This is a genomic window from Saccharopolyspora pogona (assembly GCF_014697215.1).
Classification (GTDB): Bacteria; Actinomycetota; Actinomycetes; order Mycobacteriales; family Pseudonocardiaceae; genus Saccharopolyspora; species Saccharopolyspora hattusasensis.
Map to the genome: position 1 here is coordinate 608,169 of NZ_CP031142.1, position 22,743 is coordinate 630,911.

At 68.2% G+C, this 22,743-nt stretch carries 22 protein-coding genes and 1 pseudogene; 14 read left to right on the forward strand and 9 right to left on the reverse strand.

The window, feature by feature from the left end; genetic code table 11:
• Positions 1-5 precede the first annotated feature (5 nt).
• Genes sbnB through DL519_RS02305 form a run of 7 tightly spaced genes read left to right on the forward strand, consistent with a single transcriptional unit; the run spans position 6 to position 9,313 of the window.
• A complete protein-coding gene (sbnB, locus tag DL519_RS02275) occupies positions 6-1,019 on the forward strand; it encodes a 2,3-diaminopropionate biosynthesis protein SbnB (RefSeq protein WP_317891343.1) in 1,014 nt (337 codons plus the stop codon).
• The gene (locus DL519_RS02280; RefSeq protein WP_190812677.1) at positions 1,019-2,743 is read left to right on the forward strand and encodes an IucA/IucC family protein; all 1,725 of its coding nucleotides are present in this window, start codon (positions 1,019-1,021) and stop codon (positions 2,741-2,743) included. The genes sbnB and DL519_RS02280 overlap by 1 nt, the downstream gene beginning before the upstream one ends.
• Positions 2,743-3,960: an MFS transporter gene (locus DL519_RS02285; RefSeq protein WP_190812678.1), complete on the forward strand. Its 1,218-nt coding sequence runs from the start codon at positions 2,743-2,745 to the stop codon at positions 3,958-3,960. The genes DL519_RS02280 and DL519_RS02285 overlap by 1 nt, the downstream gene beginning before the upstream one ends.
• Positions 3,957-5,600 (forward strand): IucA/IucC family protein, encoded by a 1,644-nt coding sequence (locus tag DL519_RS02290; protein WP_190812679.1) that lies wholly within the window; start codon positions 3,957-3,959, stop codon positions 5,598-5,600. Before DL519_RS02285 ends, DL519_RS02290 begins: the two co-directional genes overlap by 4 nt.
• Positions 5,597-7,360 carry an IucA/IucC family protein gene (locus DL519_RS02295; protein ID WP_190812680.1) on the forward strand — a complete coding sequence of 588 codons (1,764 nt, stop codon included), beginning with the start codon at positions 5,597-5,599 and terminating at the stop codon, positions 7,358-7,360. The genes DL519_RS02290 and DL519_RS02295 overlap by 4 nt, the downstream gene beginning before the upstream one ends.
• Positions 7,354-8,127, forward strand: a complete 774-nt coding sequence (locus tag DL519_RS02300) for an HpcH/HpaI aldolase family protein (RefSeq protein ID WP_190812681.1) — start codon at positions 7,354-7,356, stop codon at positions 8,125-8,127. The genes DL519_RS02295 and DL519_RS02300 overlap by 7 nt, the downstream gene beginning before the upstream one ends.
• The gene (locus tag DL519_RS02305; RefSeq protein WP_190812682.1) at positions 8,120-9,313 is read left to right on the forward strand and encodes a type III PLP-dependent enzyme; all 1,194 of its coding nucleotides are present in this window, start codon (positions 8,120-8,122) and stop codon (positions 9,311-9,313) included. Before DL519_RS02300 ends, DL519_RS02305 begins: the two co-directional genes overlap by 8 nt.
• A 106-nt stretch (positions 9,314-9,419) precedes the next feature.
• Here DL519_RS02305 and DL519_RS02310 read toward each other — a convergent pair whose 3' ends face one another.
• Both DL519_RS02310 and DL519_RS45435 read right to left on the reverse strand, forming a co-directional pair.
• The gene (locus DL519_RS02310) at positions 9,420-10,349 is read right to left on the reverse strand and encodes an RNA-guided endonuclease InsQ/TnpB family protein (protein WP_263399791.1); all 930 of its coding nucleotides are present in this window, start codon (positions 10,347-10,349) and stop codon (positions 9,420-9,422) included.
• The gene (locus DL519_RS45435; protein WP_223838360.1) at positions 10,270-10,578 is read right to left on the reverse strand and encodes a hypothetical protein; all 309 of its coding nucleotides are present in this window, start codon (positions 10,576-10,578) and stop codon (positions 10,270-10,272) included. Before DL519_RS45435 ends, DL519_RS02310 begins: the two co-directional genes overlap by 80 nt.
• Positions 10,579-10,610: 32 nt before the next feature.
• On the opposite strand from DL519_RS45435, the pseudogene tnpA reads away from it, so the two are divergent.
• Positions 10,611-10,997 (forward strand): annotated as a pseudogene (tnpA, locus tag DL519_RS02315) (IS200/IS605 family transposase); the annotation flags it as partial.
• A 149-nt stretch (positions 10,998-11,146) separates the two neighbouring features.
• On the opposite strand, the gene DL519_RS02320 reads toward tnpA, so the two are convergent.
• Together DL519_RS02320 and DL519_RS02325 are read right to left on the reverse strand one after the other, a co-directional pair.
• Positions 11,147-11,896 carry a VIT1/CCC1 transporter family protein gene (locus DL519_RS02320; RefSeq protein WP_190812683.1) on the reverse strand — a complete coding sequence of 250 codons (750 nt, stop codon included), beginning with the start codon at positions 11,894-11,896 and terminating at the stop codon, positions 11,147-11,149.
• 391 nt (positions 11,897-12,287) lie between these two features.
• Complete coding sequence (locus DL519_RS02325) at positions 12,288-12,494, reverse strand: hypothetical protein (RefSeq protein ID WP_190812684.1); 207 nt, start codon at positions 12,492-12,494, stop codon at positions 12,288-12,290.
• Positions 12,495-12,704: 210 nt separating this feature from the next.
• Between DL519_RS02325 and DL519_RS02330 the strand changes: the two genes are divergently transcribed.
• Together DL519_RS02330 and DL519_RS02335 are read left to right on the forward strand one after the other, a co-directional pair.
• Positions 12,705-12,977, forward strand: coding sequence for a hypothetical protein (locus DL519_RS02330; RefSeq protein ID WP_190812685.1), 273 nt, complete (start codon positions 12,705-12,707; stop codon positions 12,975-12,977).
• Entirely contained in the window at positions 12,970-13,326 is a 357-nt protein-coding gene (locus DL519_RS02335) for a hypothetical protein (protein WP_190812686.1), read from the forward strand. Before DL519_RS02330 ends, DL519_RS02335 begins: the two co-directional genes overlap by 8 nt.
• Positions 13,327-13,374: 48 nt before the next feature.
• Here DL519_RS02335 and DL519_RS02340 read toward each other — a convergent pair whose 3' ends face one another.
• The 3 genes from DL519_RS02340 to DL519_RS02345 form a co-directional block, all read right to left on the reverse strand.
• Complete coding sequence (locus DL519_RS02340) at positions 13,375-13,734, reverse strand: hypothetical protein (protein ID WP_190812687.1); 360 nt, start codon at positions 13,732-13,734, stop codon at positions 13,375-13,377.
• Positions 13,735-13,834: 100 nt separating this feature from the next.
• The gene (locus tag DL519_RS48305; protein ID WP_263399557.1) at positions 13,835-13,969 is read right to left on the reverse strand and encodes a hypothetical protein; all 135 of its coding nucleotides are present in this window, start codon (positions 13,967-13,969) and stop codon (positions 13,835-13,837) included.
• An 89-nt stretch (positions 13,970-14,058) separates the two neighbouring features.
• Positions 14,059-14,664, reverse strand: coding sequence for a hypothetical protein (locus tag DL519_RS02345; RefSeq protein WP_190812688.1), 606 nt, complete (start codon positions 14,662-14,664; stop codon positions 14,059-14,061).
• Between the two features lie 118 nt (positions 14,665-14,782).
• Between DL519_RS02345 and DL519_RS02350 the strand changes: the two genes are divergently transcribed.
• The gene (locus tag DL519_RS02350) at positions 14,783-15,694 is read left to right on the forward strand and encodes a glutaminase (protein WP_190812689.1); all 912 of its coding nucleotides are present in this window, start codon (positions 14,783-14,785) and stop codon (positions 15,692-15,694) included.
• Between the two features lie 90 nt (positions 15,695-15,784).
• Here the strand turns inward: DL519_RS02350 and DL519_RS45440 are convergent, their stop codons facing one another.
• Entirely contained in the window at positions 15,785-15,952 is a 168-nt protein-coding gene (locus tag DL519_RS45440) for a hypothetical protein (RefSeq protein WP_223838361.1), read from the reverse strand.
• 812 nt (positions 15,953-16,764) lie between these two features.
• Here DL519_RS45440 and DL519_RS02360 point away from each other — a divergent pair.
• From DL519_RS02360 to DL519_RS02370, 3 genes are all read left to right on the forward strand, one after another.
• Positions 16,765-17,430 carry a TetR/AcrR family transcriptional regulator gene (locus DL519_RS02360; protein ID WP_190812690.1) on the forward strand — a complete coding sequence of 222 codons (666 nt, stop codon included), beginning with the start codon at positions 16,765-16,767 and terminating at the stop codon, positions 17,428-17,430.
• A gap of 5 nt (positions 17,431-17,435) precedes the next feature.
• Positions 17,436-18,809, forward strand: coding sequence for a phenylacetate--CoA ligase family protein (locus DL519_RS02365; RefSeq protein ID WP_190812691.1), 1,374 nt, complete (start codon positions 17,436-17,438; stop codon positions 18,807-18,809).
• A 139-nt stretch (positions 18,810-18,948) separates the two neighbouring features.
• Complete coding sequence (locus DL519_RS02370; protein ID WP_190812692.1) at positions 18,949-22,293, forward strand: molybdopterin-dependent oxidoreductase; 3,345 nt, start codon at positions 18,949-18,951, stop codon at positions 22,291-22,293.
• 5 nt (positions 22,294-22,298) lie between these two features.
• On the opposite strand, the gene DL519_RS02375 is transcribed toward DL519_RS02370, so the two are convergent.
• A complete protein-coding gene (locus DL519_RS02375; RefSeq protein WP_317891344.1) occupies positions 22,299-22,715 on the reverse strand; it encodes an ABC transporter permease in 417 nt (138 codons plus the stop codon).
• Positions 22,716-22,743 lie beyond the last annotated feature (28 nt).

Sequence of the window (22,743 nt, forward strand, 5' to 3'; positions counted from 1 at the left end):
ATCTAGTGTCCACTGAGGAATCCCCGAAGATGCTCTACCTGAGCCGCAGCGACATCGCGGCGGTCGGTGGTGCTGAGGCCGAGCTGTACGTGCAGGCGTTGCGCGCGGGACTGATCGCGCACGCCGAGGGCAAGACGGTGCAGCCGCTCAAGCCTTACCTGCGAGCTGCTGGCAAGCACATCGCCGACCGGATCATCGCGATGCCCGCGCACGTCGGCGAACCCGGGCTGTCCGGGATCAAGTGGATCGGCAGCAAGCACGACAACCCGATCCGGCGCGGCCGGGAACGGGCCAGCGCGGTCATCGTGCTCAACGACCCGGAGAGCAACTACCCGGTGGCCGTGCTGGAAGGCAGCATGATCAGCGCCTGGCGGACCGCCGGGGTGACCTGCCTGGCGGCCCGGCACCTGGCGCGCAGCGGGTTCACCGACGTCGCGCTGGTGGGCTGCGGGGTGATCGGTCGCACCCAGATCGCCGCGCTGCTGCAGCAGTTCGGGCACATCGAGTCGGTCCACCTCTACGACAAGCAGGCGGAGGCGGCGCACGCGCTGGCCGAGCAGATCAGTGGTGCCCACCCGGCGGTCAAGGCGCGGGTCGCCGGCACCGCGGAGGACGCCGTGCGGGCCGGTGATCTCGTCGTGCCGTGCACCGTCACCAGCCAGCCCTACCTCCCGTTCAGCTGGATCAAGCGGGGTGCACTGTTGTGCAACGTGTCCATCATGGACGTTCACAAGGAGGTATTCCTCAACGCCGACAAGGTCGTCGTGGACGACTGGGAGCAGTGCAACCGGGAGAAGAAGATCATCAACCAGCTGGTGCTGGAAGGCTCGTTCTCTCGCGAGCAGCTGCACGCCGAGCTCGGCGAGATCCTGGCCGGAACCAAGCCCGGGCGCACCGACGACGACGAGATCATCCTCCTCAACCCGATGGGCATGGCGGTCGAGGACATCGCCTGCGCCGGTGCGGTGTACGAGCGGGCGAAGAGCCGGGGCATCGGGACCTGGCTGGATCTGTACTGATGAGCGCGGAATCGGCCGAGCTGGTGATGCGGGACCTCGTCGATGTGCTGCTGCAGGAGGACCTGGCCGGCTTCGGCGCCCGTGCCGAAGCCGGCCAGCCCGCGGAGCTCGTCGGTGAACCGCTGGCTCCCGGTGAGCGGTGGTGCCGGGTGAAGCTGGCGGCCGGGTGGGTGTGCTGCCGGGTGCGGCCCGGTGGCGCGTTGCAGCGCTACCGGTACGCCCGCGGCCAGGTCTGGTTGGGCGGCGGCGGTTCGGCGGCGCGGCCGCTGCGGCCGGAGGAACTGCTGGTGCTGGCGAGCGGTGAGCTGGCCGATGCCGCCGAGGTGTCCGAGGATGTGCGCGCAGCGGTCGAGCACACCGAGGTGGTGCTCGGGCAGCGCGCCGCGCTCGACTTGGCGCCGCAGGAAGGGCGGTTGCTGGCGGGAGAGCGGTTGGCGGCGACACGCAACCGCCCCTTCCACCCCACCGCGCGGGCCGCGTCGGGGTGGACCGCCGGCGAGATGGCCCGGTACGGGCCGATGCGCGCCGAACCGCTGGGCCTGGACTGGGTGGCGGTTCGGCGGGACCGGCTGCGCTTCGGCACGGATCCCGATTCGCAGCGGCTGCCGGACCTGGTCCTCGACGGGGAGGAGCGGCAGGTTCTCGCCGATATCGTGGACGACGAGTACCTGGCGATTCCGGTGCACCCGTGGCAGTTCGACCACTTGCTGCCCACGCAGTTCGGTGAGGAGCTGGCCACCCAGGCCGTCATCCCGCTGGTTCGCGGTCTAGGCCGATTCCACCCCACCGCTTCCATCCGCACCTTGACCACCGCGCCCGAGACCCGGCGCCACGTCAAACTCCCGCTCGGGATGGCCACGTTGGGGGCTACGAGGTTGCTGCCCCCGCGCTACCTGGCCAACGCCGAGCGGGCGCAGGAGTGCATGCGGGAACTCGTCGATCGGGATACCGTGCTGCGCCGCAGGGTCGCGCTGTGCGACGAGCGGGTCTGGTGCGGCTGGCACGACCCCACCGACGAGTTCGGTGATCGGCCCGGCCAGCTCGCCGCCCAGGTGCGGGTCTACCCCGAGCTGGACGGACTGGTGCTTCCGATGGCCGCGCTGGCCGCCCACGAGTGGGACGTGCTGGCACCGGCGATCTCGGACCGGTTCGACCCGGTCCTTTTCTTCCTGGAGCTGGCGAAGTCGTTCTGCGAGTTCGGGTTCGCCTTCCTGCGCTACGGGGTCTTGCCGGAGCTGCACGGGCAGAACGTCGTCGTGCAGCTGCGCGGCGCACGGGTGCAGCGATTCGTGCTCCGCGACCACGACACGTTGCGGCTGTTCCCGGAGTGGATGGCGAGTGCCGGGGCGCGGGACCCGGAGTACGCGATCAAGCCCGGGGCTCCGCAGTCACTTCGGCTGGAGTCGGCCGAATCGCTGGTCGGCTACCTCCAGACCCTCGGGTTCCAGGTGAACCTCTACGGCATCGCCGATGCGCTGTGCCGCCACTTCGGCCTGGACGAAGCCGTGCTGTGGACGCAGTTGCGCGTCGCGGTGCACGAATGCTTGCAACCGTTGCCGGCTGCGGTTGCCGAGGTCCTGCGTGCGCGGTTGCTGCATGCCGAGTCCTGGCCCAGCCGCGAGGTGCTTGGGCCGCTGCTGCGCCAGGGCCGATCCAGCGGTGTGAGCATGCCCGCTGCCCTTGGTGCGGTCCCGAATCCGCTGGCCAGCGGGGCGGTGGGCTGATGCGATCGTCCGGCCGGACGTTCGCCGTCCTCTGCCTGGGGCAGTTCGCAGCGACCGCAGGACTGACCATCGTGGTTCCGCTGCTGCCTTTCTACCTCGCTGGCCTGGGCACGCCGGAAGCCGAAATCCCCTGGTGGACGGCGGTTTCGCTGGCGGCCCCGGCGGTGGTGCAACTCGTCAGCGGACCGCTGTGGGGTTGGGTGGGCGATCGCTTCGGCCGCAAGGCGATGGTGGTGCGCGCGCACGCCGGTCTGGGCCTGGCCATCGTGCTCATGGCGCTGGCGAGCACCCCGGGCGAGTTCCTGGCGTGCCGGTTGCTGCAGGGCCTCTGCGGCGGCGTGGTCAGCGCGACAGCCGCATATGCGAACGCCGCAGCGGAGCCCAACCGCCGCGGTCGTGCGCTCGGCTCGTTGTTCGGCGCCACCGCAGCGGGGTCGCTGCTCGGACCGCTGGTGGGCGGACTGCTGGCCGGGCAGCTCGGATTCGGCCCGTTGTTCGCGGTGGTGGCCGGGCTCCTCGTGATGTCCAGCGTGCTGGCCGCCGTGCTGCTGACCGAACCACCGGGCCGCGCTCGGCAACGTCGATCAGCGCGGGCAGTGGCCGGGATCCTGCTGCGGTCGGGGGAAAGCCGTTCGATGCTGCTGGCCGGGCTCGCCGCTCAGGCTGCGATCTACGCGCTGGTGGTGGTGTTCGCGCCGCACGTCGAGCAAATGACCGGTTCGGTGGCGAGTGCGGCGACCTGGGTAGGTGTGCTGCAGGCCGTGACCTGGCTGGCGTCGTGCGCGGGCGGCCCGTGGTGGGGTCGCCGCAACGACGTCCGGCCCGCGCAGCTGGGTTTCGCTGCGGCCGCGGCCTGCTGCGGGCTCGCGGTTGCTCTCCAGGCGGTGGCGAGCGTGGAAATGCTGGTGCCGCTGCGGCTGGTGCAGGGCTTCTGCTTCGCAGCCCTCGTGCAGTCGGTGCTGCACGTGACGGCTCGCCGGGTCCCGGACCGGGGCTGCGGCACCGCCTTCGGTTTCAGCACCGGGGTGCTCGACCTCGGCCAGGTGCTCGGACCGCTCGCGGGCGCGGCGTTGGCGGTCCTGCTGCCGCCCGCGACGGTGTTCTTCCTGATCGGAACGTTGCTGGGCGTGGCCGCGTTGCTGGCCCTGGCCGGCCGATCGAAATCCGGCGCGGAACCCGTCCGGCCGGCTGAGATTCGCGAGAAGGTGTTGCGGTGAAGGACGTTCTGGCACGTGCCGCGGCGCGCCAGCGCATGCTCAACGCGCTGGCGCGGGAAATCGGCGGCGAGGTGAGCAACGAAGCATTGCGGATACCGCTGCGCGCGGCGGATGGGGTGCTGCGAGCCGAGGTGCGGTACCGGTCGGAGTCCGGCCACCACTCCTACGGGCCCGAGGTGTTCCGGGAACTCGTCGACGGCAGCCGGATCCCGGTCGACCACGACAAGTTCGTGGCGCTGATCGCCGGTGAGCTCGCCGAGCGGGGAGTCGAGGCACCAGCGGGGGCGGCGGAGGAGTTCAGCCGCCAGGTCGCCAACAGCGTCGCCAGGACGGCGCGCTACCTCGCCCGCGAACAGCGTCCCACCCCCGTCACCCCGGCGGAGATCACCCGGCACGCCGAGCAGTCGCTGCTGCTGGGGCACCCGTTCCACCCGACGCCGAAGAGCGCGGAGGGATTCAGCGACGACGAACTCGCCCGCTACGCACCGGAACTCGGTGCGTCGTTCCAGCTGCACCACTGGGCGGTGGCACCCGATCTGCTGCTGGAGGACCGGGTGGCCGACGGGCTCTGGATCCCGACCGAGGTCGAGGAGAAGGCCCGCACCGCCTTGCACGCCGACCAGTCCGACTACGCGCTGCTCCCGGTGCACCCGTGGCAGGCGGCTTACCTCCAGCGGCAGCCGCAGGTCTCGGCGCTGGTCGACGCGGGACGGCTCGTGCCCCTCGGGCCGTTGGGCGCGGAGGTGTATGCGACGTCCTCGGTGCGCACGGTGTGCGATCCCAGCTTCGAGACCGCGTGGAAACTACCGCTGCACGTGCGCATCACCAACTTCGTCCGCAACAACCCGGTCGAGCACCTGCGCCGCGCCGCCGACGCCGGCCGGCTGGTCGGCGACGCCACGAACCGCTGGCGGCACGGCGGGTTCGAGGTGCTGCCGGAAACCGGTTACCGAACCGTCGACCCGGACGTCGTCGGTGACCTGGCGGCGGATTTCGCGGTGCTGTTCCGGCGAAACTCGTTCACCGGCTCCGGGACGGCCGCGCAGGTGCTCGCCGCGCTCCTGGAAGACCGGCTCGACGGGCGCGCCCCGGTGCTGGTGGACCTCGTGGCGGAAGCGGGCCCGCTTTCGGCCGGACACGTCGCCAACTGGTTCCTGGAGTACTTGCGGATTTCGTTGGGACCGGTGCTCGCGGTGTTCACCGACCAGGGCATCAGCTTCGAGGCCCACGTCCAGAACACCCTGCTGCACGTCGAGGACGGTTGGCCCCGGCGGTTCTTCGTGCGTGACATGGAAGGCACCAGCGCCAGCCGCGACCGCGTCCGGCCCGGGATCATCCCGCCGGGCAGCCCGGTGCTCTACGACGACGCCGAAGCGTGGATGCGGCTGCGTTACCACCTCGTCACCAACCACCTCGGCCACCTGGTGGCGGTGCTGGGCCGGTTCACCCCGGCGAGCGAGCGGCAGCTGTGGTCGGTGGTGCGGGACTTCCTGCACCAGTGCCCCGGTCGCTACGCCGCGGAACTGCTGGCAACGCCGGTGCTGCCGGCGAAGGCGAACCTGCTCAGCCGGTTCGCCGAGCGCGGCGAGCGCCCGCTCTATGTCGACGTCCCCAACCCGATTCGCGAGGTGAACCGATGACCGCGGAGCTGGTGCATGCGGCACTGACCGCACCGAGCTTCCAGAACGTGCGGCGCCGGGTCTTCCGCCAGCTGGTGGAGTCCCTGGTCTACGAAGGCGCGCTGAAGACCAGGCAGGACGGCGACGAGCACTTCGTCGACGGCGCGGACGCAGCCGGTGCGGGGGTCTGCTACTCGTTCCGCGCGGTGCGCCGGTTCGGCTTCGACCGCGTCGGCCTCACCTCGGTGGTGCGGCGCGGCGACGTCGAGGCGGAGTCGATCACGCTGTTCCTGGCCGAAGCGCGCGACTCGCTGGACGCCGATGCCGAATGCCTGACTGGCTTCGCACGCGAGCTGGAAGAGACCCTGTTCAAGGACGCGCTGTCGGAGCACGTCCGCACCGAGCGGCGGACGGCACTGTCCACTGCGGACTACGACACCCTGGAATCGGCCATCACCGATGGCCACCGCTACCACCCCACGTACAAATCACGGCTCGGGTTCGACGCGGCGGACAACATCGCCTTCGGGCCGGAGTTCGCGAACCCGGTGCGCCCGCTGTGGCTGGCCGCGCACCGTCGTATCACCGCGATCAGCGCCTCCGCATCGGTCGACGACCATTACGTGGCCGGCCAGCTCGGTCCGTCGGCCGTCGAATTCCACCGCCGCATCGAGGAGCTCGGGCACGATCCGGGCGACTACGTGCTGGTCCCGGTGCACCCGTGGCAGTGGCGGGAGCGGATCGCCAGGGCGTTCTCCGACCAGCTCGGCCGCGGTGAGCTGATCCCGCTCGGGACCGATCCGGACGACTTCGGCGCGCAGCAGTCGATCCGCACCCTGGCCTGCTGGGACGATCCGCGGCGCCCCTACCTGAAGCTGTCGATGTCCATCGTGAACACCTCGACAAGCCGCGGTTTGGCCGCGCACACCGTGCGCAACGCCGCGCGCATCACCGACTGGCTGCGGCAGGTCGTCGCCGGGGACGACTACCTGCGCGACGAGCTGCGCCCCGTCCTGCTCGGCGAGGACCTCGGCGTGGCGGTGACCCCGGAGTCCGGGCTGCTGCAGGCGGACACCTACGGGGCCTTGGCCTGCATCTGGCGGGAGAGCCTGCACCGGCACCTCGAACCGGGGGAGCGCGCAGTGCCATTCACCGGACTGACCGCGTGCCAAGTCGACGGCACGCCCCTGATCGACCCGTGGGTGCGCGAGCTCGGTGTCGAGGAATGGGTGCGGCGACTGCTGCGGGTAAGCGTCCTGCCACTGGTCCACCTGCTCTGCCGACACGGCATCGCGCTGGAATCCCACGCGCAGAACATGGTGCTGGTGCACGAGAACGGCACGCCGAGCAGGGTGGTGCTGAAGGACTTCCACGACGGGGTCCGGTTCTCCCGCGCGCACCTCGCCGAGCCGCAGCGGTGCCCGGAACTGGCCGGGACCCCGGCGCACCACCAGAACCGCAACTCGTTCGTCGAAACCGACGAACTGGGCCTGGTCACCGACTTCCTGCTGGATGCGTTCTTCTTCATCAACCTCGGCGAGCTCGCCATCTTCCTCGCGGACCGCTGCGACCTCGACGAGCGGCGGTTCTGGCGGCTGGTGCGCGACGAGATCCGCGCCTACCAGCAGCGGTTCGGCGAACTGGCCGACCGCTTCGCGCTGTTCGACGTGTTCACCCCGACCATCGAGGTAGAGAAGCTGACCACCCGCCGGCTGCTGCCCGACACCGAACTCCGGCTGCACACCGTGCCGAACCCGCTCGCGGAGGTGGACCGGTGCTGAGGCACAACACCGTCAAGGAACGCCTCTCCGGAAGCGGCGAGAGCTACGGGCTTTTCTGCTCGATCCCGTCTCCCGCGCTGGTGGAGATGATCGGTTGCGCCGGGTACGACTTCGTCGTCCTGGACACCGAGCACAGCCTCGTGGACCCGCAGCAGCTGGAAAACCTCATCCGCGCCGCAGAAGCCGTCGACCTGGTCCCCTTCATCCGCGTCCCGGAAGCCGATCCGGGCGCGATCCTGCGCGCGCTCGACGCGGGCGCGCTGGGCGTGGTCGTGCCGCATGTGCGGACCAGAGCCGATCTCGACGCGGCGATCCGGGCCGCGCGGTACGCGCCGGAGGGCATGCGCAGCCTCAACGGCGGTCGGGTACCGGGCTTCGGACGCATCGAGCTGACCGAGTACGTCCGACGCGCCAACGCGGAAATCATGGTGATCGCGATGATCGAGGACGCCGAAGGCGTCGACGAACTCCCTGCGATCCTGGCCGACGGCGGAGTCGACCTGGTGCTGGAAGGCGCCGCTGACCTGTCCCAGTCCTACGGCGTGCCGTGGCAGACCCGGCACCCGGTGGTCCGCGAAGCACTCCAGCGCGTGCACGCCGAGTGCAAGGCGCGCGGCGTGCCGTTCTGCGCGATCCCGCGGACCCGAGAAGACCACGAGCAGTGGCAAGCCGCCGGTGTCCGGACTTTCATCCTCGGCGAGGAACGCGGCCTGGCGGCCCGCGCGCTGCGCACCCACCTCGACCAGCACCGGGGGACTCATGCGTGACCAACTGGTGAAACTCGTGCAGGACCGTGCCGGCGGCGAACCGGTGTGCCTGTTCGCCTATGACCTGGACCAGCTCACCGAACACGTCCGCACCGTGGTGGAGTCACTCCCGCCGCGGTGCCGGATGTTCTACGCGATGAAGGCCAACAGCGGCGATCGGATGTTGCGCGCCCTGGCGCCCCTGGTCACCGGGTTCGAGGTCGCTTCAGGTGGGGAACTGGCCAAGGCGCGGGCGATCGGGGCGGATATCCCGGTGATCTTCGGCGGGCCGGCCAAGACACCGCGGGAGATCGAGCAGGCGCTGGTGCAGGGCGTCACCCGCCTGCACGCGGAGAGTGTGCTGGAACTGCACCGGATCTCCGAAGCCGCGACCCGGCTCGGGCGCACCGCGGACGTGCTGCTGCGGGTCAACCTGGCCGGCCCGTTCCCGAACGCAACCCTGGCGATGGCCGGGCGCCCCACCCAGTTCGGGATTTCCGAACGGGTCCTGCCGGATGCGATCATCGCGGCGCAGACCCTTCCCGGGGTGCGGTTGACCGGCTTCCACCTGCATTCGCTGTCCAACAACCTTTCCGCGCCAGCACATCTGGAACTCCTGGAGCACTACCGGCGCACCGTGTCCAGGTGGGAAAGGGAGTTCGGACTGCATTGCGAGGTGCTCAACGTCGGCGGCGGGATCGGGGTGAACTATGGCGACCTGGACGACCAGTTCGACTGGCCGCACTTCGCCCGCGGACTGCCCGCGGTGGTCGCCGGATTCCCGGACCACCTGCGGGAGATCGACTTCGAGTGCGGCCGGTACCTGGTCGCCGAATCCGGCTCGTACGCGGTCGAAGTCCTCGACGTGAAGCGCAACCACGGCGTGGACTACGCGTTGGTGCGCGGCGGCACCCACCACTTCCGGCTCCCGGTTTCCTGGCAGCACAGCCACCCTTTCACCGTGCTGCCGTTGGAGCGGTGGTCGTCGAGCGCACCGCGTCCGGTGCTTCGCAACGCCCGGGTCACCGTGGTCGGCGAGCTTTGCACCCCCAAGGACGTGCTCGCGCGCGACGTGCCGGTGGCGCAGATCCGGGCGGGTGACGTGCTCGTCTTCAGCCACGCCGGAGCCTACGGCTGGGAGATCTCGCACCACGACTTCCTCAGCCACCCGCATCCGGAACATGTCTACTACGGCGACATTTGGTAAACAACTCGGCCCTAAAGGACTGAGCTTTTAAGCGGCTCGGCCCGTAGGGGCTTTGCTTGCGCTCCCGTCTCACCGCTGGCTGTGATGAGACGGGTCGCATACACACCTAGCCGGTGGGATCGGGCATGTTTACAAATACCCACGCCGAGCGTGCGCGGTCGCGCACGTTGACCCCGGCGACGACGTCAGCGGGTCCAGCGAGACCACACCGACGACAAGAGAAAAAGTCCCGATTGGGCCCGTTGGCCCGCTCGGTGTGACCGCACAGCGGGCAGTGCTGCGAGGTGTAGTGCGCGTCCACCTCGATCACGGGAACGCCTACACGCTGGGCTTTGTAGGCGATGTAGTCCCCGAGCTGGGCGAACGGCCAGGAGGATTGCGTGGCCCGCTGGTCGCGTCGAACCGTGACCCGCTCGCGGATGCCGCCGAGTTCTTCGAGGGCGATTCCGCGTTCGGTGCGTTGGGCGACGGCCACAACATCCTTCGCGATCGTATGGTTCATGTGCGCGGCGTGCCGCGCTTCCCGCTTCGCGCGCTTTTTCAGCAGGCGAGCAGCCGAGCGGGTGTTTTTGGCCTGGATCTCTGCCTTCTTCTTAGCCTGCCAACGCCGGTAGCGATTCAGGCGGCGACCGGAATAGTTCGCGGCGTCGCTGGTGGTGGCCAGGTTGTTGATGCCCCGGTCCACCCCGATCCAGTCCACCGGCTCACACTGTGGTTCTTCGGGAACGTCGCAGGTGGCGATGATGAACCACTTGCCGTCCCGCGACAGCAGGTCCGACTCACCCTGCCGGTGATCCACCAGGGTTTTCAGGTCCCTTTCCGAGCCGGTGAACGTAACGTTCCTGATCCGCCCGTGCACGGTCCAGATCGACACCGTGCGCATATCGTATCTCCACGACAAGCACCGATCATCGTAGGTGTGCGCAGCATTCTCGCGGAACTCGACCGGCTTGGAGTCAGGCCTGAACGCGACGTTTCGAACCCGGCTTACCAAGGTTGCCGTTGCGGATGTTCCCGCGCAGTGTGGTGTAGGCATCGGCGACGCGTTTGATGACGTGCTGCGCGGCCTGGGCACCGAAACCACGGTCCTTGAGACCGGCGTAATGCAGCGACCGCAGTTGCTTGACCGAGCCCTTCAGTCCGTGGGCGTCGAAACCGGCCCGCGAAACGTCGTTCGCGGCCTTGTTGACCGCGTGCAGGGTCGTTTCCAGCGCCGACACCTGCTCCGGCGTCAGCAGCAACCTGACCTGCACAACGATCTTCACGTCGATCACCATAGCGTTGGTCCGTCACGCCGAAGTACCGGCGTGGTCCGTTCACCAGCGACATCCTCACCAGGTGCGAAGAGATCATGCGCGAGGTCTGCGCGGACTTCGGAGCCCAGCTGCGCGAGTTCAACGGCGAAACCGACCACGTGCACCTACCAGTGCACTACCCGCCACAGGTCGCCTTGTCTCGCCTGGTCAACAGTCTTAAAGGTGTCTCATCGCGCCGCCTGCGTCGGGAGTTTCCCGAGCACATCCGCAAATACCCGTGGGGGAGCCACTTCTGGTCCCCGTCCTACTTTGCGGGTTCCTGCGGCGGAGCACCGCTGGAGATCGTCAAGGAGTACATCACCAACCAGAAACGCCCCAGTCAAAACGGTGTCCCCGGCGCGCAGCGCACCGGGGACACCGTGCTCTAGGGATCGCATTCCTCCCGGCCGTGAACGGCCGGGGTTCCTGCGATTAGCTTCGCTGAAGTCAACGGACGGTTGGAGTGCTCGCGATGCCCTGCTGGGGCCGCTAATCGCAGTGGAAACGGCTCCGAGGGCAGCGTGTTGATCGGCTCGGCTCAAAGCACTCCAGTTGTGCCCAGAAGCGCGCCGACGGCGTAAGTAGCGCCGAGTGCCAGCGCGCCGCCGGCCACGACCCGGACCGCGGCTCGTGCTCGGGATCCGCCACCGATCCAGGCGGCGATCGCGCCAGTCAGGGCGAGCGCGGCGAGCGTGGCGGCGAACGTCACCGGCACGCGCAAACCGGGACCGGGCAGCAGGATCGCGAGCATCGGCAGGACGGCGCCGATCGCGAAGGAGACGAATGAGGCGATGGCGGCGTGCCACGGGCTGGCGACGTCGTCCTGGTCGATGCCGTGCCGCTCGCGTACCTGTGCTGCGAGCGGGTCGTGGGCGGAGAGCTCCTCGGCGACCCGGTGTGCGGTGTCCGCGGAGATTCCTCGTTGCTCGTAGAGGTGGGCGAGAACCCGCTGCTCGCGTGCCGGGTCCTCGTCCAGCGCACGGCGCTCCCGCTCGATTAGCGCCCGTTCGCTGTCGCGCTGGCTGGAGACCGACACGTACTCGCCGAGGGCCATGGACACTGCCCCGCCGATCGCTGCGGCAAGACCGGCCGTGAGAATCGGTCCGGTGGAGACCGTCGCGCCCGCCACGCCGACGAGGACTGCCGCGGTCGAGACGATCCCGTCATTGGCGCCGAGAACGCCGGCCCGCAGCGCGTTGAGCCGCTGTTCGAGCGGGACGATGCGCGGTCGATCCAGCTCCGGAGAATCCGCCTTAGCCGAGTGATCGGCGATATCCGTGATAGCCACGATTAGGGACGTTATCCCGGTATTATCCGGGTTGCAATCAAGGAGAGACTTACCTCATTTCCGTCATTTGTCGTGCAATTAGGAAAGGCTCTCCTTGAACAGGGAAGCCTCTGCTGGGCTCCGGCCCAGGGTGTGGATCCGGTCTATCAAGGTCGTTGCGGGCAAGGGAATTCCCGTCTCAGGCAAGCCTCAGCTGATTTGCGCGCGAAGGGTGAACGGCGGGCCATTCGAAATATGGATTGCTCTCTCAGGTGAATTGTCTGCAGCGTTTTGGCGTGGTTCCCGAAAACGGTCGTGAGCCTACGCGCGGACGCGCCTTGACCAGACCACCGGCTCACGACCCTGGGGATCGAGCACGACGAGCTGATCGGCCAACGTCGGGCGGACCGTGTCAGCCGCGGTAACGGGCGGCGGTGAAGATTGCCCGCGCCGAGATGTGGCTGTGCGTCTTGCGGTGGGCGGGGTCCGGGAACTGCTCCAGAAGTTCGAACCCAGCCTCGGCGAGGTGGGCCGTCAGGACTTCAGCGGGCAGGACGCGGCGGGTGATCACGTCGGTGTGGCGCTCACCGGTGTCGTGGAGTCTCCACTCCCTGTACATGGTGGTCAGGTGCTTCTCGGGGGCCAGACGACCCGTGTGGTGACCTCGGCATGCAGGCTGACGGTGTCGATCCGGAGGTGAAGGGCTCGGCCGCTTCGAGTGCCGGCGGGGCCAGCGGCCGGAGCCCGATCTGCATGAGCCCGAGGAAGTTCTTGGTCTGGGCCGGGTGGGTCACCGATCGCGGTAGTCCGGGTCGGGCCAGGTGCCTTGGTGCCCATCGCCTCCCGACACACGCGCAACCACGTGCGCGAGGTAGCGTCGCGGGAAGAACTGGACGCGCTTTTTACCGCGCTGTCCGTCAGCGGAAAAGAACTCGACAAGCCGGCATATCCAGGAAGAATGGTGAAACTTCCAGATGGCACAACCATTGGTTATCGAACCAAATCCAGAACCTCGGTCGAACCAACGATAGACATCAATACACTGGGCAACGATAAAATCAAAATCCACATCAACAAGGACAAATGGATTTCTGATGATTGATGAACTTCGAAAATCTCTTATAGAAGCAATCGAAGATGACTGGGTGTATTTCGCCGAACTCAAGACCATGATTCGCGACATCACAGGATCGGCAGACGACCTGCTGAGAAAAGCCGGAGAAGCCGCAGCCCAACTTGTCAGGAACCGTGCCGTGGTTCCAGGAAATCTTACCAAAGCTGAGGGCTTCACCCCGTGGCTTACCAGTCCCGACGAATCGGCCGCACGCATTGAACAAGAAGTAGCCGACCTGATCGCCAACGACACCGAGCCTGAAATGGGTGACCTGTGTTGGTTCGACCTACCTAACGATGCCCCAGAATCTGAGGAAGGTCCGGCGGCCACACAGTAAGCACGAAACAACGGTGGGGCCGCTTCCCAGCGAAAGCGGTCCCACCGCTCACGTGTGCGCTCTCCACCACGTGTGCCGAGCGCGCCCGTCCGGCCGGGTATCCCGGGGATTGAACGGACGGGTGCAGACTCGGCAGTGCTCGTCAGGGTCGATCGCGGCGGGCAAGCGGACGATGAGTGCTCCGGCGTTGCCGGCGTAGCCATCGAAAGTCGCGTGCAGGTTCAGGGCGTCTGCCCACGCGCGGCGGATCAACTCGGCCTCATGCAGCAGGGTTACGGTGACGTAGCCGGTCGCCGTGGTGCCGGTTGCGCCCGGCTCGATGTGCCAGCATAACGGCCGCAGCCGCCGCTCGATGGCCATCGAGATCAGCTCGGTGGTGATCGGGTCAATGTCGCGTTCCAGCAGCACACGCTCACTGTAGTTGGTCAGGCCCGGATTCCCGACCCGTCGAGAATCCGGGTGTCGGCAACAGCATTCCACAGCTCGTTGCGCCCGATCTCGATGCAGGTCATCGTTGGATCTGGTACTCGTAGCCGACCTCAACGTCGGCGCGCAGACACCACTCGCCGTACACCAGCAAGCCGTCATCGTCGGACCAGGCGTGCGCGCCCGCCAAGATCGGCGCCCCAACCTCGATCTCCATCAAACGGGCCTCGCGTTCATCGGCGGAGCGCCCGCGCACAGCGTCACGGCCGTGGTTCACGGTACGGCCAGTCGCCCGCTCGATCGCGGTCAGCAGCTCTCCTCCGGTTCGGGGGCCTTTGCTGAGCAGCGCGGGGACCTGTACCGCGAACGGCGCGGCGGGGTGCCAGTCGACGTGTAACGCCCGAACCTCGCATGCCCGTCCGGCTCGGAGGTGATGAGGTGAGTGCGGGCGAGACCGATGAGGTCGAACGCGCGGTTTCGGACCCGTGACGGGTCGCGGAGGGCCAGGGCTCGGCCGATGTAATCCTGCGCGTGCCGAGCTTCCTTCGGCTCCTGCCGGGCGGTGGCGAGGTCGCGCCACCGTGCTCCAAGGACGCCGAACAGCTCGGCCTCAGCCAGCCCGCGCACCCGCGTTTCGGTTTCGTCTCCGGCACCTTCGGCGAAATGGTCCTCGGTGAGACCGACCGCCCTGCGGAACGGCTGCACTGCCCCAGTTTGCGCGTAGGACCATGCCTCGCGGGTGGCCAGCAATGCGCGCAGCGTCGGCCCCGCCGACTTCCGGGTGCCGTACTGAGCGAGTTGAACCAGTTCGAGCCCGTCGCTGGGCTGTCCAAGGTCGTAACACTCGCGGGCGAAGACAGCCAGGGTGACAGCGGCGAAGTCCTCATCGTCGGCGACCTTGGAGAACTGCACCGACAGCGTGTAGTAACGCTGGGCCTAACGTCGCTTTAGGCGTTTTCCCTGGGCGGCCGCATTGCGCGTGCACGCCGCCGGTGGGTTGTGCCGGGGGCAACGATGTCAAGATGCGAGCGTGGAGTTGAACCAGCTGCTCGAACGGATCACCGATGAGATCGCACCGCTGCGCGGGGCAGGTAGCGTCGCGGACTACATCCCGGCGCTCGCGCGGGTCGACCCAAGCCGCTTCGGCATCGCTGTCGCCGATCTCGACGGTGGCGTCCACGGCACAGGTGATTGGGAGATTCCCTTTTCCGTGCAAAGCATTTCAAAGGTCTTCACCCTAGCGCTCGTGCTCGCCGACAGCGATGACGTCCTCTGGCAGCGTGTTGGTCGGGAGCCGTCGGGAAGTCCGTTCAACTCGTTGGTCCAGCTGGAGCACGAGCGCGGAATCCCGCGGAACCCGTTCATCAACGCGGGTGCATTGATCGTCACCGACCAGCTCATCTCCCTGGTCGGTGACGCCAGCACGGAGTTGCTCGCGTTACTCCGCGCCGAAAGCGGCAATGCCGATCTGCGGGTCGACGACGAAGTCGCCGGCTCCGAAGCGGCCCACGCGGATCGCAATCTGGCGCTGACCCATTTCATGGCGTCCTACGGCAACATGCGGAATCCGGTGGCGACCGTGCTCGATCAGTACTTCCGGCAGTGCTCGATCGCGATGAGTTGCCGCGACCTGGCTCTGGCCGGGCTGTTCCTCGCGGCGCACGGCCTTCGACGCGACGGCTCGAGCATGCTGACCAGCCGACAGGCCAAGCGAATCAACGCGATCATGCTCACCTGCGGAACCTACGACGCTGCGGGGGAGTTCGCCTACCGCGTCGGTGTCCCGGGCAAGAGCGGTGTCGGCGGGGGGATCCTCGCGATCATTCCGGGCCGGTGCTCGATTGCGGTGTGGAGCCCGGGGCTCGACAAACGCGGCAATTCCGTCGCCGGTGTGGCAGCGCTGGACCACTTCACCACCCTGACCGGCTGGTCGATCTTCTGAGCGGGCGGATGCTCCGCAACTGCCTGGCAGAAGTAGATCTGCACGGCCGAGCGAGCCACGTGGAGATTCGCGTGGCTCGCTCGGCGGCGGTCATTGCAGGGACAGCACCGCGTTCTTGTCGAACGGCACGAGCTCGGTCAGGCGGTCGTTGAGGACCTTTTCGGCCCATTGCGGGTCGGAGAGCAGCGCGCGCCCGATTGCGACGAGGTCGAACTCGTCTCGTTCCAAGCGGTCGAGGAGTCGTTCGATGCTTTCCACGGCCGCGCCGGCTCCGGTGAGGGAGCCCGGTTCGAAGACCTTGTTGAGGCCGACCGAAGCCTACGGTGATGACCGGCTTGCCGGTGAGCTTCTTCGCCCATCCGGCGATGTTGAGGTCCGACCCGGACTCGGGGAACTCAGGCTGCCAGTAGCGGCGTCCGGAGGCGTGGAAGGCGTCGACTCCGGCGTCGGCCAGCGGGGTGAGCACGGTCTCCAGCTCGCCGGGATCCTCGGCGAGCCGGGCGTCGTAGTGGTTGGCCTTCCACTGGGAGAACCGCAGCACAACGGGGAAGTCCGGCGCGATGGGGAGGAGAGATGGAGTCACAGCTCGGCGATGTGCCGTACTGGGAGGTCGAGTTCGATGCGGAGGGCGTGCTCCGCGAGGGCTGATGCGCCTGTTGCACGCGCTGGTTGACGCGGGCAACACCGTCGTGGTGATCGAGCACGACATGACCGTTGCCGCCGGCTCGGACCAGGTGATCGATCTCGGCCCCGGGTGGCGGCGATGAGGGAGGCTCGGTGGGGCCGTCGGCGCTCCTGCGGACGTGGCACGCGGTCGTGCCAGCCGCACTGCACCGTACCTGCGGGAAGTGCTGGGGACACATCGGCCGAGACCGCAGCTTCGCCGCAGGACCTCGATGGCGTGCGCGGTCACGGACGCGTCGATCACCCGCCCCCGAAGCCGGCTCGCACCGTCCTGTGTGGACGCGGGTTCCGTGGACCGGAGCTCTGAAAGCTCAGCTCTCACGTGCAGACCTGGATCGGCGTACCCGCGAACCGCTAATTTTCCAGTTGATGGAAATTTCTAGTCGGTGTACGTTCGTGGCGTGCAGGAGTCGCGGCGTGAACGCAAGAAGCGCTTGACGCGGCAGCGGATCGTCTTGGCGGCGATCCGGCTGTTCGACAAACAGGGGTACGAAGAGACCACGGTGGCGCAGGTCGCCGAGGCGGCGGACGTCGATCCGAAGACGTTCTTCAACTACTTCCGGACCAAGGACGAGGTGCTGTTCAACGAGCTCGACTTGGAGTTCGACGTCCTGCTCGCGGCGATCCGGGACCGCAGATCCGAAGAGAGCCCAGGTGAGGTGCTGCGGAGGGCGGTCCAGGAGTACGCCGCCCATCGCAGGCCCAACGTTCCCCGGCGGGAGCCCGCGGAGGTGTCGGCGGCGGCCCGGCTGGCCCTGACGACGCCGGCGCTGCAGGCGAAGGGGGCGTACCTCTTGCTGGACCTGCAACAGCGGATCGCGGCAGCGCTGCTCAACGCCTTCCCCGGCGAGCTGGACCCGGTCACCGCGGCGGCGATGACCGGATCCGTGCTTGGCGCCATTCAGCAGGCCAGCCTTGCGAGCGCCAAGTTGGGTCGGTCGCAGCAGGAGCTGTGGGAGGCCGCCGAGCACGCCCTCGACGTCGCCACGAATGGCCTGCTCTCGGTGCGGCCACGAACCAGAGATCAGAAACAAACCGAAGAGAGGATCTGACGAGCATGGGGGACAGCGTTCGAGAGCTCGCCCGCGACGCCCGGCAGGCCGTCCGCGAAGGTCCTGCGGGAATCGCACGGCACCAGCGCGCCCACCTGGTCGATCTGGTGGCTCATGCGCGCGCGAACTCGCCGTACTACCGCGAGCTCTACCGGGACCTGCCGGACGGGGTCGACGACCCGACCTTGCTCCCGGTCACCAGCAAGAAGGAACTGATGGCCCGGTTCGATGACTGGGTGACCGACCGTGAGGTGACCCGGGAGAAGGTCGAGGCGTTCGTGGCCGACCCCGACGCCGTGGGGAAGCGGTTCCTGGACAAGTACCTGGTGGCCACCACGTCCGGCACCAGCGGCCTGCGCGGCCTCTTCCTGCTGGACGAGCGGAGCATGAACATGGAGGGCGCCCTCGGGACGCGCGCCAGTGGCGTGCTGGGCGCCGGCGACGCCATCCGCATGCTCGCCCGTGGCGGCCGGACCGCCATCGTCACCGCACCCGGCGGCCATTTCTTCACCGTGGCCGGAACGGCCCGGTTCCAACGCGACCACCCGCGGCTCGGCCGGAGAATGCGGGTCTTCTCGATCCACCGGCCGCTTCCGGAGCTGGTCGAGGAGCTCAACCGGTTCAATCCCGCCATCCTCAGCGGTTTCCTCGGCATGCTCACGCTGCTGGCGGGAGAGAAGGAAGCCGGTCGGCTGCGCATCCGACCCGCGTTGATCATCCCCGGCGGCGAGACGTTGACCACGGACCTCGGGAAGCGGCTCGCCACCGCATTCGGTGCCAAGGTCCGAGCCGCCTACGCCGCCACCGAGTGCAGCTTCCTCTCCATGGGCTGCGCGCACGGCTGGTACCACGTCAGCAGCGACTGGGCCGTCCTGGAGCCGGTGGACGCCGACTACCGCCCGGCCCCGCCCGGCGAGCTGTCGCACACCGTCCTGCTCAGCAACCTCGCCAACCGAGTGCAGCCATTCCTGCGCTACGACCTCGGCGACAGCATCCTGCTCCGTCCGGACCCGTGCCCCTGCGGCAGCGTGTTCCCCGCCGTCCAGGTCCAGGGCCGAGCCGCCGACCTGCTCACGTTCCCCGCCGAGGACGGCGAGCTCGTCACCATGTCACCGATGCTCTTCGGCACCGTGCTGGATCGCGTCACCGGCATCGGGCAGTACCAGGTCGTCCAGACCGCGTCCAGCACACTGCGCGTGCGCCTGCGGCCCGCCGACAGCGCCGACGCCGAGCAGGTCTGGCAGACCGTGCGCGGCGAGATCACCCACCTGCTCAAAGAGCACGAGGTCGCCGACGTCACGCTCGAACGCGCCGACGAAGCCCCGCAGCAGGAACCCGGCGGGAAGTTCCGCCGGATCATCCCGCAGACCAAGCCCTGACGGCTCTCCCGCAGACCGACTTCGCATTGCAGGTTTCCCTCGGCGCGCTTGCCCCCTCCGCTTGAGACGAGAAGCGCTGGACTCGGGCCCCTGGCCGGAAATAACGTGTCACCGGCAAACGACTTCTCGGGAGCGGCTCATGTCAGAGGAAGTCCGGGGCTTCTGCACGTTGTGCCGCTCGCGATGCGGCGCGGTCTACACCGTCGACGCCGGCGCGCTGACCTCGGTGCGACCCGACCCCGAGCACCCGACCGGTGCGGCGTTGTGCCCGAAGGGGCGGGCCGCGCCGGAGATCGTCCGCAGTCCGCGCCGGTTGACGCAGCCGTTGCGCCGCACCAGGCCGAAGACGGACCCCGATCCCGGTTGGCAAGCCATCGGCTGGGGCGAGGCGATGCGCGAGATCGCCGAGCAACTCGCGCGGATCCGCGACGAGAGCGGCCCGGAGGCGGTTGCCTTCGCCGTGACCTCGCCGAGCGCGACCCCGATGTCGGACTCGATCGATTGGGTGGAGCGGTTCATCCGGCTCTTCGGCAGCCCGAACATCTGCTATGCGACCGAGATCTGCAACTGGCACAAGGACTTCGCGCACGCGTTCACCTTCGGCTGCGCTCTGCCGATGCCGGATTACGCGGGCGCGGACCTGGCGGTGTTGTGGGGCCACAACCCGGCCAAGTCCTGGCTGGCGCAGTCGGCAGCGCTGGCCGAGGCGCGGGCGCGCGGCACCTCGGTCGCTGTGGTGGACCCGCGTCGGTCGACCAGCGCGCTGCAGGCCGACCACTGGCTGCGGGTGCTGCCGGGCACCGATGCGGCGCTCGCACTGGGCTTGGCCAACGAGCTGATCCGCACCAATGCCTACGACGAGGAGTTCGTCCGCGAATGGTCGAACGGCCCGTTGCTGGTGCGCACCGACAACGGCCGGTTCCTGCGGGCCGAGGAACTGGACCCCGAGCTCGACGGATACGTGGTGTGGGACGAGGAGATCGGCTCGGCCGTCACCTACGACACGCAGCGAGCGTCGGCACATCCCGAGCGGTTCGCGCTTCTCGGCAGGCGTCGTGTGGCTACCCGGCACGGCAACGTGGAGTGCGTCCCGGCGTTCGAGCGGTATGCGGCCGCCTGCGCGGCATGGCCGCTGGAGCGCACGAGCGCCACAACCGGCGTGGAAGTCCGGAAACTGCACGAGTTCGCCCGGGACCTCGCGAATGCCGGCTCGGTCGCCTACTCCGGTTGGACCGGTGTCGGGCAGCACGCCAATGCCACCCAGACAGACCGGGCGATCGCCACGTTGTACTCGCTCACCGGCAGTTTCGACGCTCCCGGCGGCAACGTGGTGCTGCCGAAGCTGCCGGTGAACCAGGTGACCACCCCGGGCCAGCTGACGGCCGAACAGCGCGCGAAGGCGTTGGGGGCGGCGGAATTCCCGCTCGGTCCGCCGACGCAGGGCTGGGTGTCGGCACGAGCGCTATGTGAGTCCGTGCTTTCCGGGAAGCCTTACCGGGTTCGCGCGCTGGTCGGTTTCGGCAGCAATCTGGTGGTGTCGCAACCCAATCCCGGCCGCACGGCAGAAGCCCTGCGCAGCTTGGAGTTCCAGGTGCACCTCGACCTGTTCGCCAACCCCACTGCGGATTTCGCCGACATCGTGCTGCCGGTGAACAGCCCGTGGGAGCGTGAGGCCATTAGGGCCGGTTTCGACATCACCCAGCGCGCGCAGGAGCACGTGCAGCTTCGTCCCCGGCTGGTCGAGCCGGTCGGCCAGTCCCGCTCGGACACCGAGGTCGTCTTCGACCTCGCCCAGCGGTTGGGAATGGGGGAGCAGTTCTTCGACGGCGACATCACCGCGGCCTGGAACCACCAATTGGCGCCGCTGGGTGTGACGGTGGACGAGCTGCGACGACGCCCGGGAGGCATGCAGATCCCGCTGGACACGCGGTACCGCAAGTACGCCGATGTCGGTGACGACGACCAGGTGCTCGGCTTCGCCACTCCGACTCGTCGGGTGGAGATGTACTCCGAGCAGCTCGCCGACCACGGGTATTCCCCGGTGCCGGAGCACGTCACGCCGCCGGGGACGGATACCGCTCCGCTGGTGCTGACCTGCGCAAAGAACGGATACTTCTGCCACAGCCAGCATCGCGGGATCTCCTCGCTGCGGAAGCGATCGCCCGAACCAGTGGTGGACATCAGCCCGCAGGCCGCCGCAGAGCGCGCGATCAGCGACGGCCAGTGGGTGTCGATAGTGACGGCCAACGGCACCGTGCGGATGCGCGCCAGGATAGATCCGGCGTTGCATCCGCGGGTCGTGGTCGCCGAATACGGCTGGTGGCAGGACGCGCCCGACCTCGGGCTGCCCGGTTCCGACCCGCTGCAGCAGGGCGGGCACAACTACAACCTGCTGATCAGCGACGACGTGCACGATCCGATCAGCGGGTCGATCCCGATGCGGTCCTTCGGCTGCGATGTGCGGCCGGAACCGACCGGGGCCTGGCCCGGGCTGCGGTCGTTCATGGTCGCAGACATCGCGGCGGAGACCGACGGGGTTCGCACGCTCCGGTTGCGGCCGTCGGACGGGGGAGTGCTGCCTGGCTTCCGGCCAGGCCAACACATCACGCTGAACCACCTGGATACGACCCGCAGCTACTCGCTGATCGGGGCGGCGCGAGTGGACGAGCGCGACGCCTACACCGTCGCGGTGCGCCACGTCCCGGACGGCGACTTCTCGACGTTCGTGCACGAGCGGCTACGGCCGGGCGCGGAGGTTTCCGTCACCGCTCCGGCCGGCTCGTTCGTGATTCCGGCCGATATCGACCTGCCGGTCGTGCTGTTGGCCGCCGGGATCGGCATCACCCCGTTCCTGGGCTACCTGGAAACCTTGGCCGCAACCGGTGGCACCGTGCCGAAAGTGGTGCTGCACTTCGGAAATCGCAACCAGCACTCGCACCCGTTCGGCAACCGGATCCGCGAACTGCAACGGGCCATCCCGCAACTGGCGGTCATCGACCACTACAGCCGTCCGGCAGGGGAGGGGTCGGCCTTCCGCAGCGGTCGGTTGCACGCCGGGCAGGTCGATGCCGAGCTGATCCGCCAGCGCGCCCGGTTCTACCTGTGCGGCCCCGAGGAGATGCTGCGTGATCTCTCCACCGGCTTGGTCGCGCGCGGGGTGCCCCGGTTCGAGATCTTCGCGGAGAAGTTCCACACCGCGGCCCGCGAGGTGGTCATCCCCGATGATGCCGCAGCGGAGGTGCACTTCGCGCGGACCGGGAAGACGCTGCGCTGGCGCAAAGCCGACGGCCCCCTCTTGCAGTTCGCCGAGGACGGCGGCATTCCACTGCCCAGCGGCTGCCGCCTCGGACAGTGCGAGAGCTGTGCCGTCACCATCCTGAACGGACGCGTAGCGCACCTGGTGGCCCCCACCGACGACCTGTCCGAGGACGCCTGTCTGACCTGCCAGGCCGTGCCCGTCTCGGACCTGACTCTGGACGCCTGACCTCGTCAAAACTGCAGTGCGCGATCAGCAGCCCGAGTCCCTTGTCGGCGCCGGTGAATTCGCCGACGACCGCACCCTTGAGCGCGAACCCGAACGCGGAGTGCAGGGAAGCGCACCTGGAACCGGCTCGCGCCGAGGATGCGCGCGTTGTTGACCAGGTTGCGGTCGACTTCGCGGGCACCCTGGAAGGCGTTGAAGAACACCGCGAAGAACACCAGGATGAACACGGTGGTGATCTTCGACTGCAATCCGAGGCGGAACCAGATCACGAACAACGACGCCAACACGATGCGGGGCACGGCGTTGGCAGCCTTGATGAACGGGGCGCAGATGTCGGACAGCAGCGCGCTGCGGCCCAGCAGGATCCCGAGCACGATCCCGGCCAGTGAACCGGTCAGGAAGCCGGCCACCGACGCCCGCATGCTGGTCCAGGGCCCACAGTCCTGGCTC

Excerpts from the sequence above, each read along its gene's own strand:
- DL519_RS02375 (WP_317891344.1), bottom strand. The coding sequence starts at position 22,715 with ATGCGGGCGTCGGTGGCCGGCTTCCTGACCGGTTCACTGGCCGGGATC.
- DL519_RS02280 (WP_190812677.1), top strand. The coding sequence starts at position 1,019 with ATGAGCGCGGAATCGGCCGAGCTGGTGATGCGGGACCTCGTCGATGTG.
- DL519_RS02370 (WP_190812692.1), top strand. The coding sequence starts at position 18,949 with ATGTCAGAGGAAGTCCGGGGCTTCTGCACGTTGTGCCGCTCGCGATGC.
- DL519_RS02285 (WP_190812678.1), top strand. The coding sequence starts at position 2,743 with ATGCGATCGTCCGGCCGGACGTTCGCCGTCCTCTGCCTGGGGCAGTTC.
- DL519_RS02365 (WP_190812691.1), top strand. The coding sequence starts at position 17,436 with ATGGGGGACAGCGTTCGAGAGCTCGCCCGCGACGCCCGGCAGGCCGTC.
- DL519_RS02325 (WP_190812684.1), bottom strand. The coding sequence starts at position 12,494 with ATGTACAGGGAGTGGAGACTCCACGACACCGGTGAGCGCCACACCGAC.
- DL519_RS02295 (WP_190812680.1), top strand. The coding sequence starts at position 5,597 with ATGACCGCGGAGCTGGTGCATGCGGCACTGACCGCACCGAGCTTCCAG.
- DL519_RS02310 (WP_263399791.1), bottom strand. The coding sequence starts at position 10,349 with ATGCCTACACCACACTGCGCGGGAACATCCGCAACGGCAACCTTGGTA.
- DL519_RS48305 (WP_263399557.1), bottom strand. The coding sequence starts at position 13,969 with ATGGAGATCGAGGTTGGGGCGCCGATCTTGGCGGGCGCGCACGCCTGG.
- DL519_RS02305 (WP_190812682.1), top strand. The coding sequence starts at position 8,120 with ATGCGTGACCAACTGGTGAAACTCGTGCAGGACCGTGCCGGCGGCGAA.
- DL519_RS02335 (WP_190812686.1), top strand. The coding sequence starts at position 12,970 with ATGATTGATGAACTTCGAAAATCTCTTATAGAAGCAATCGAAGATGAC.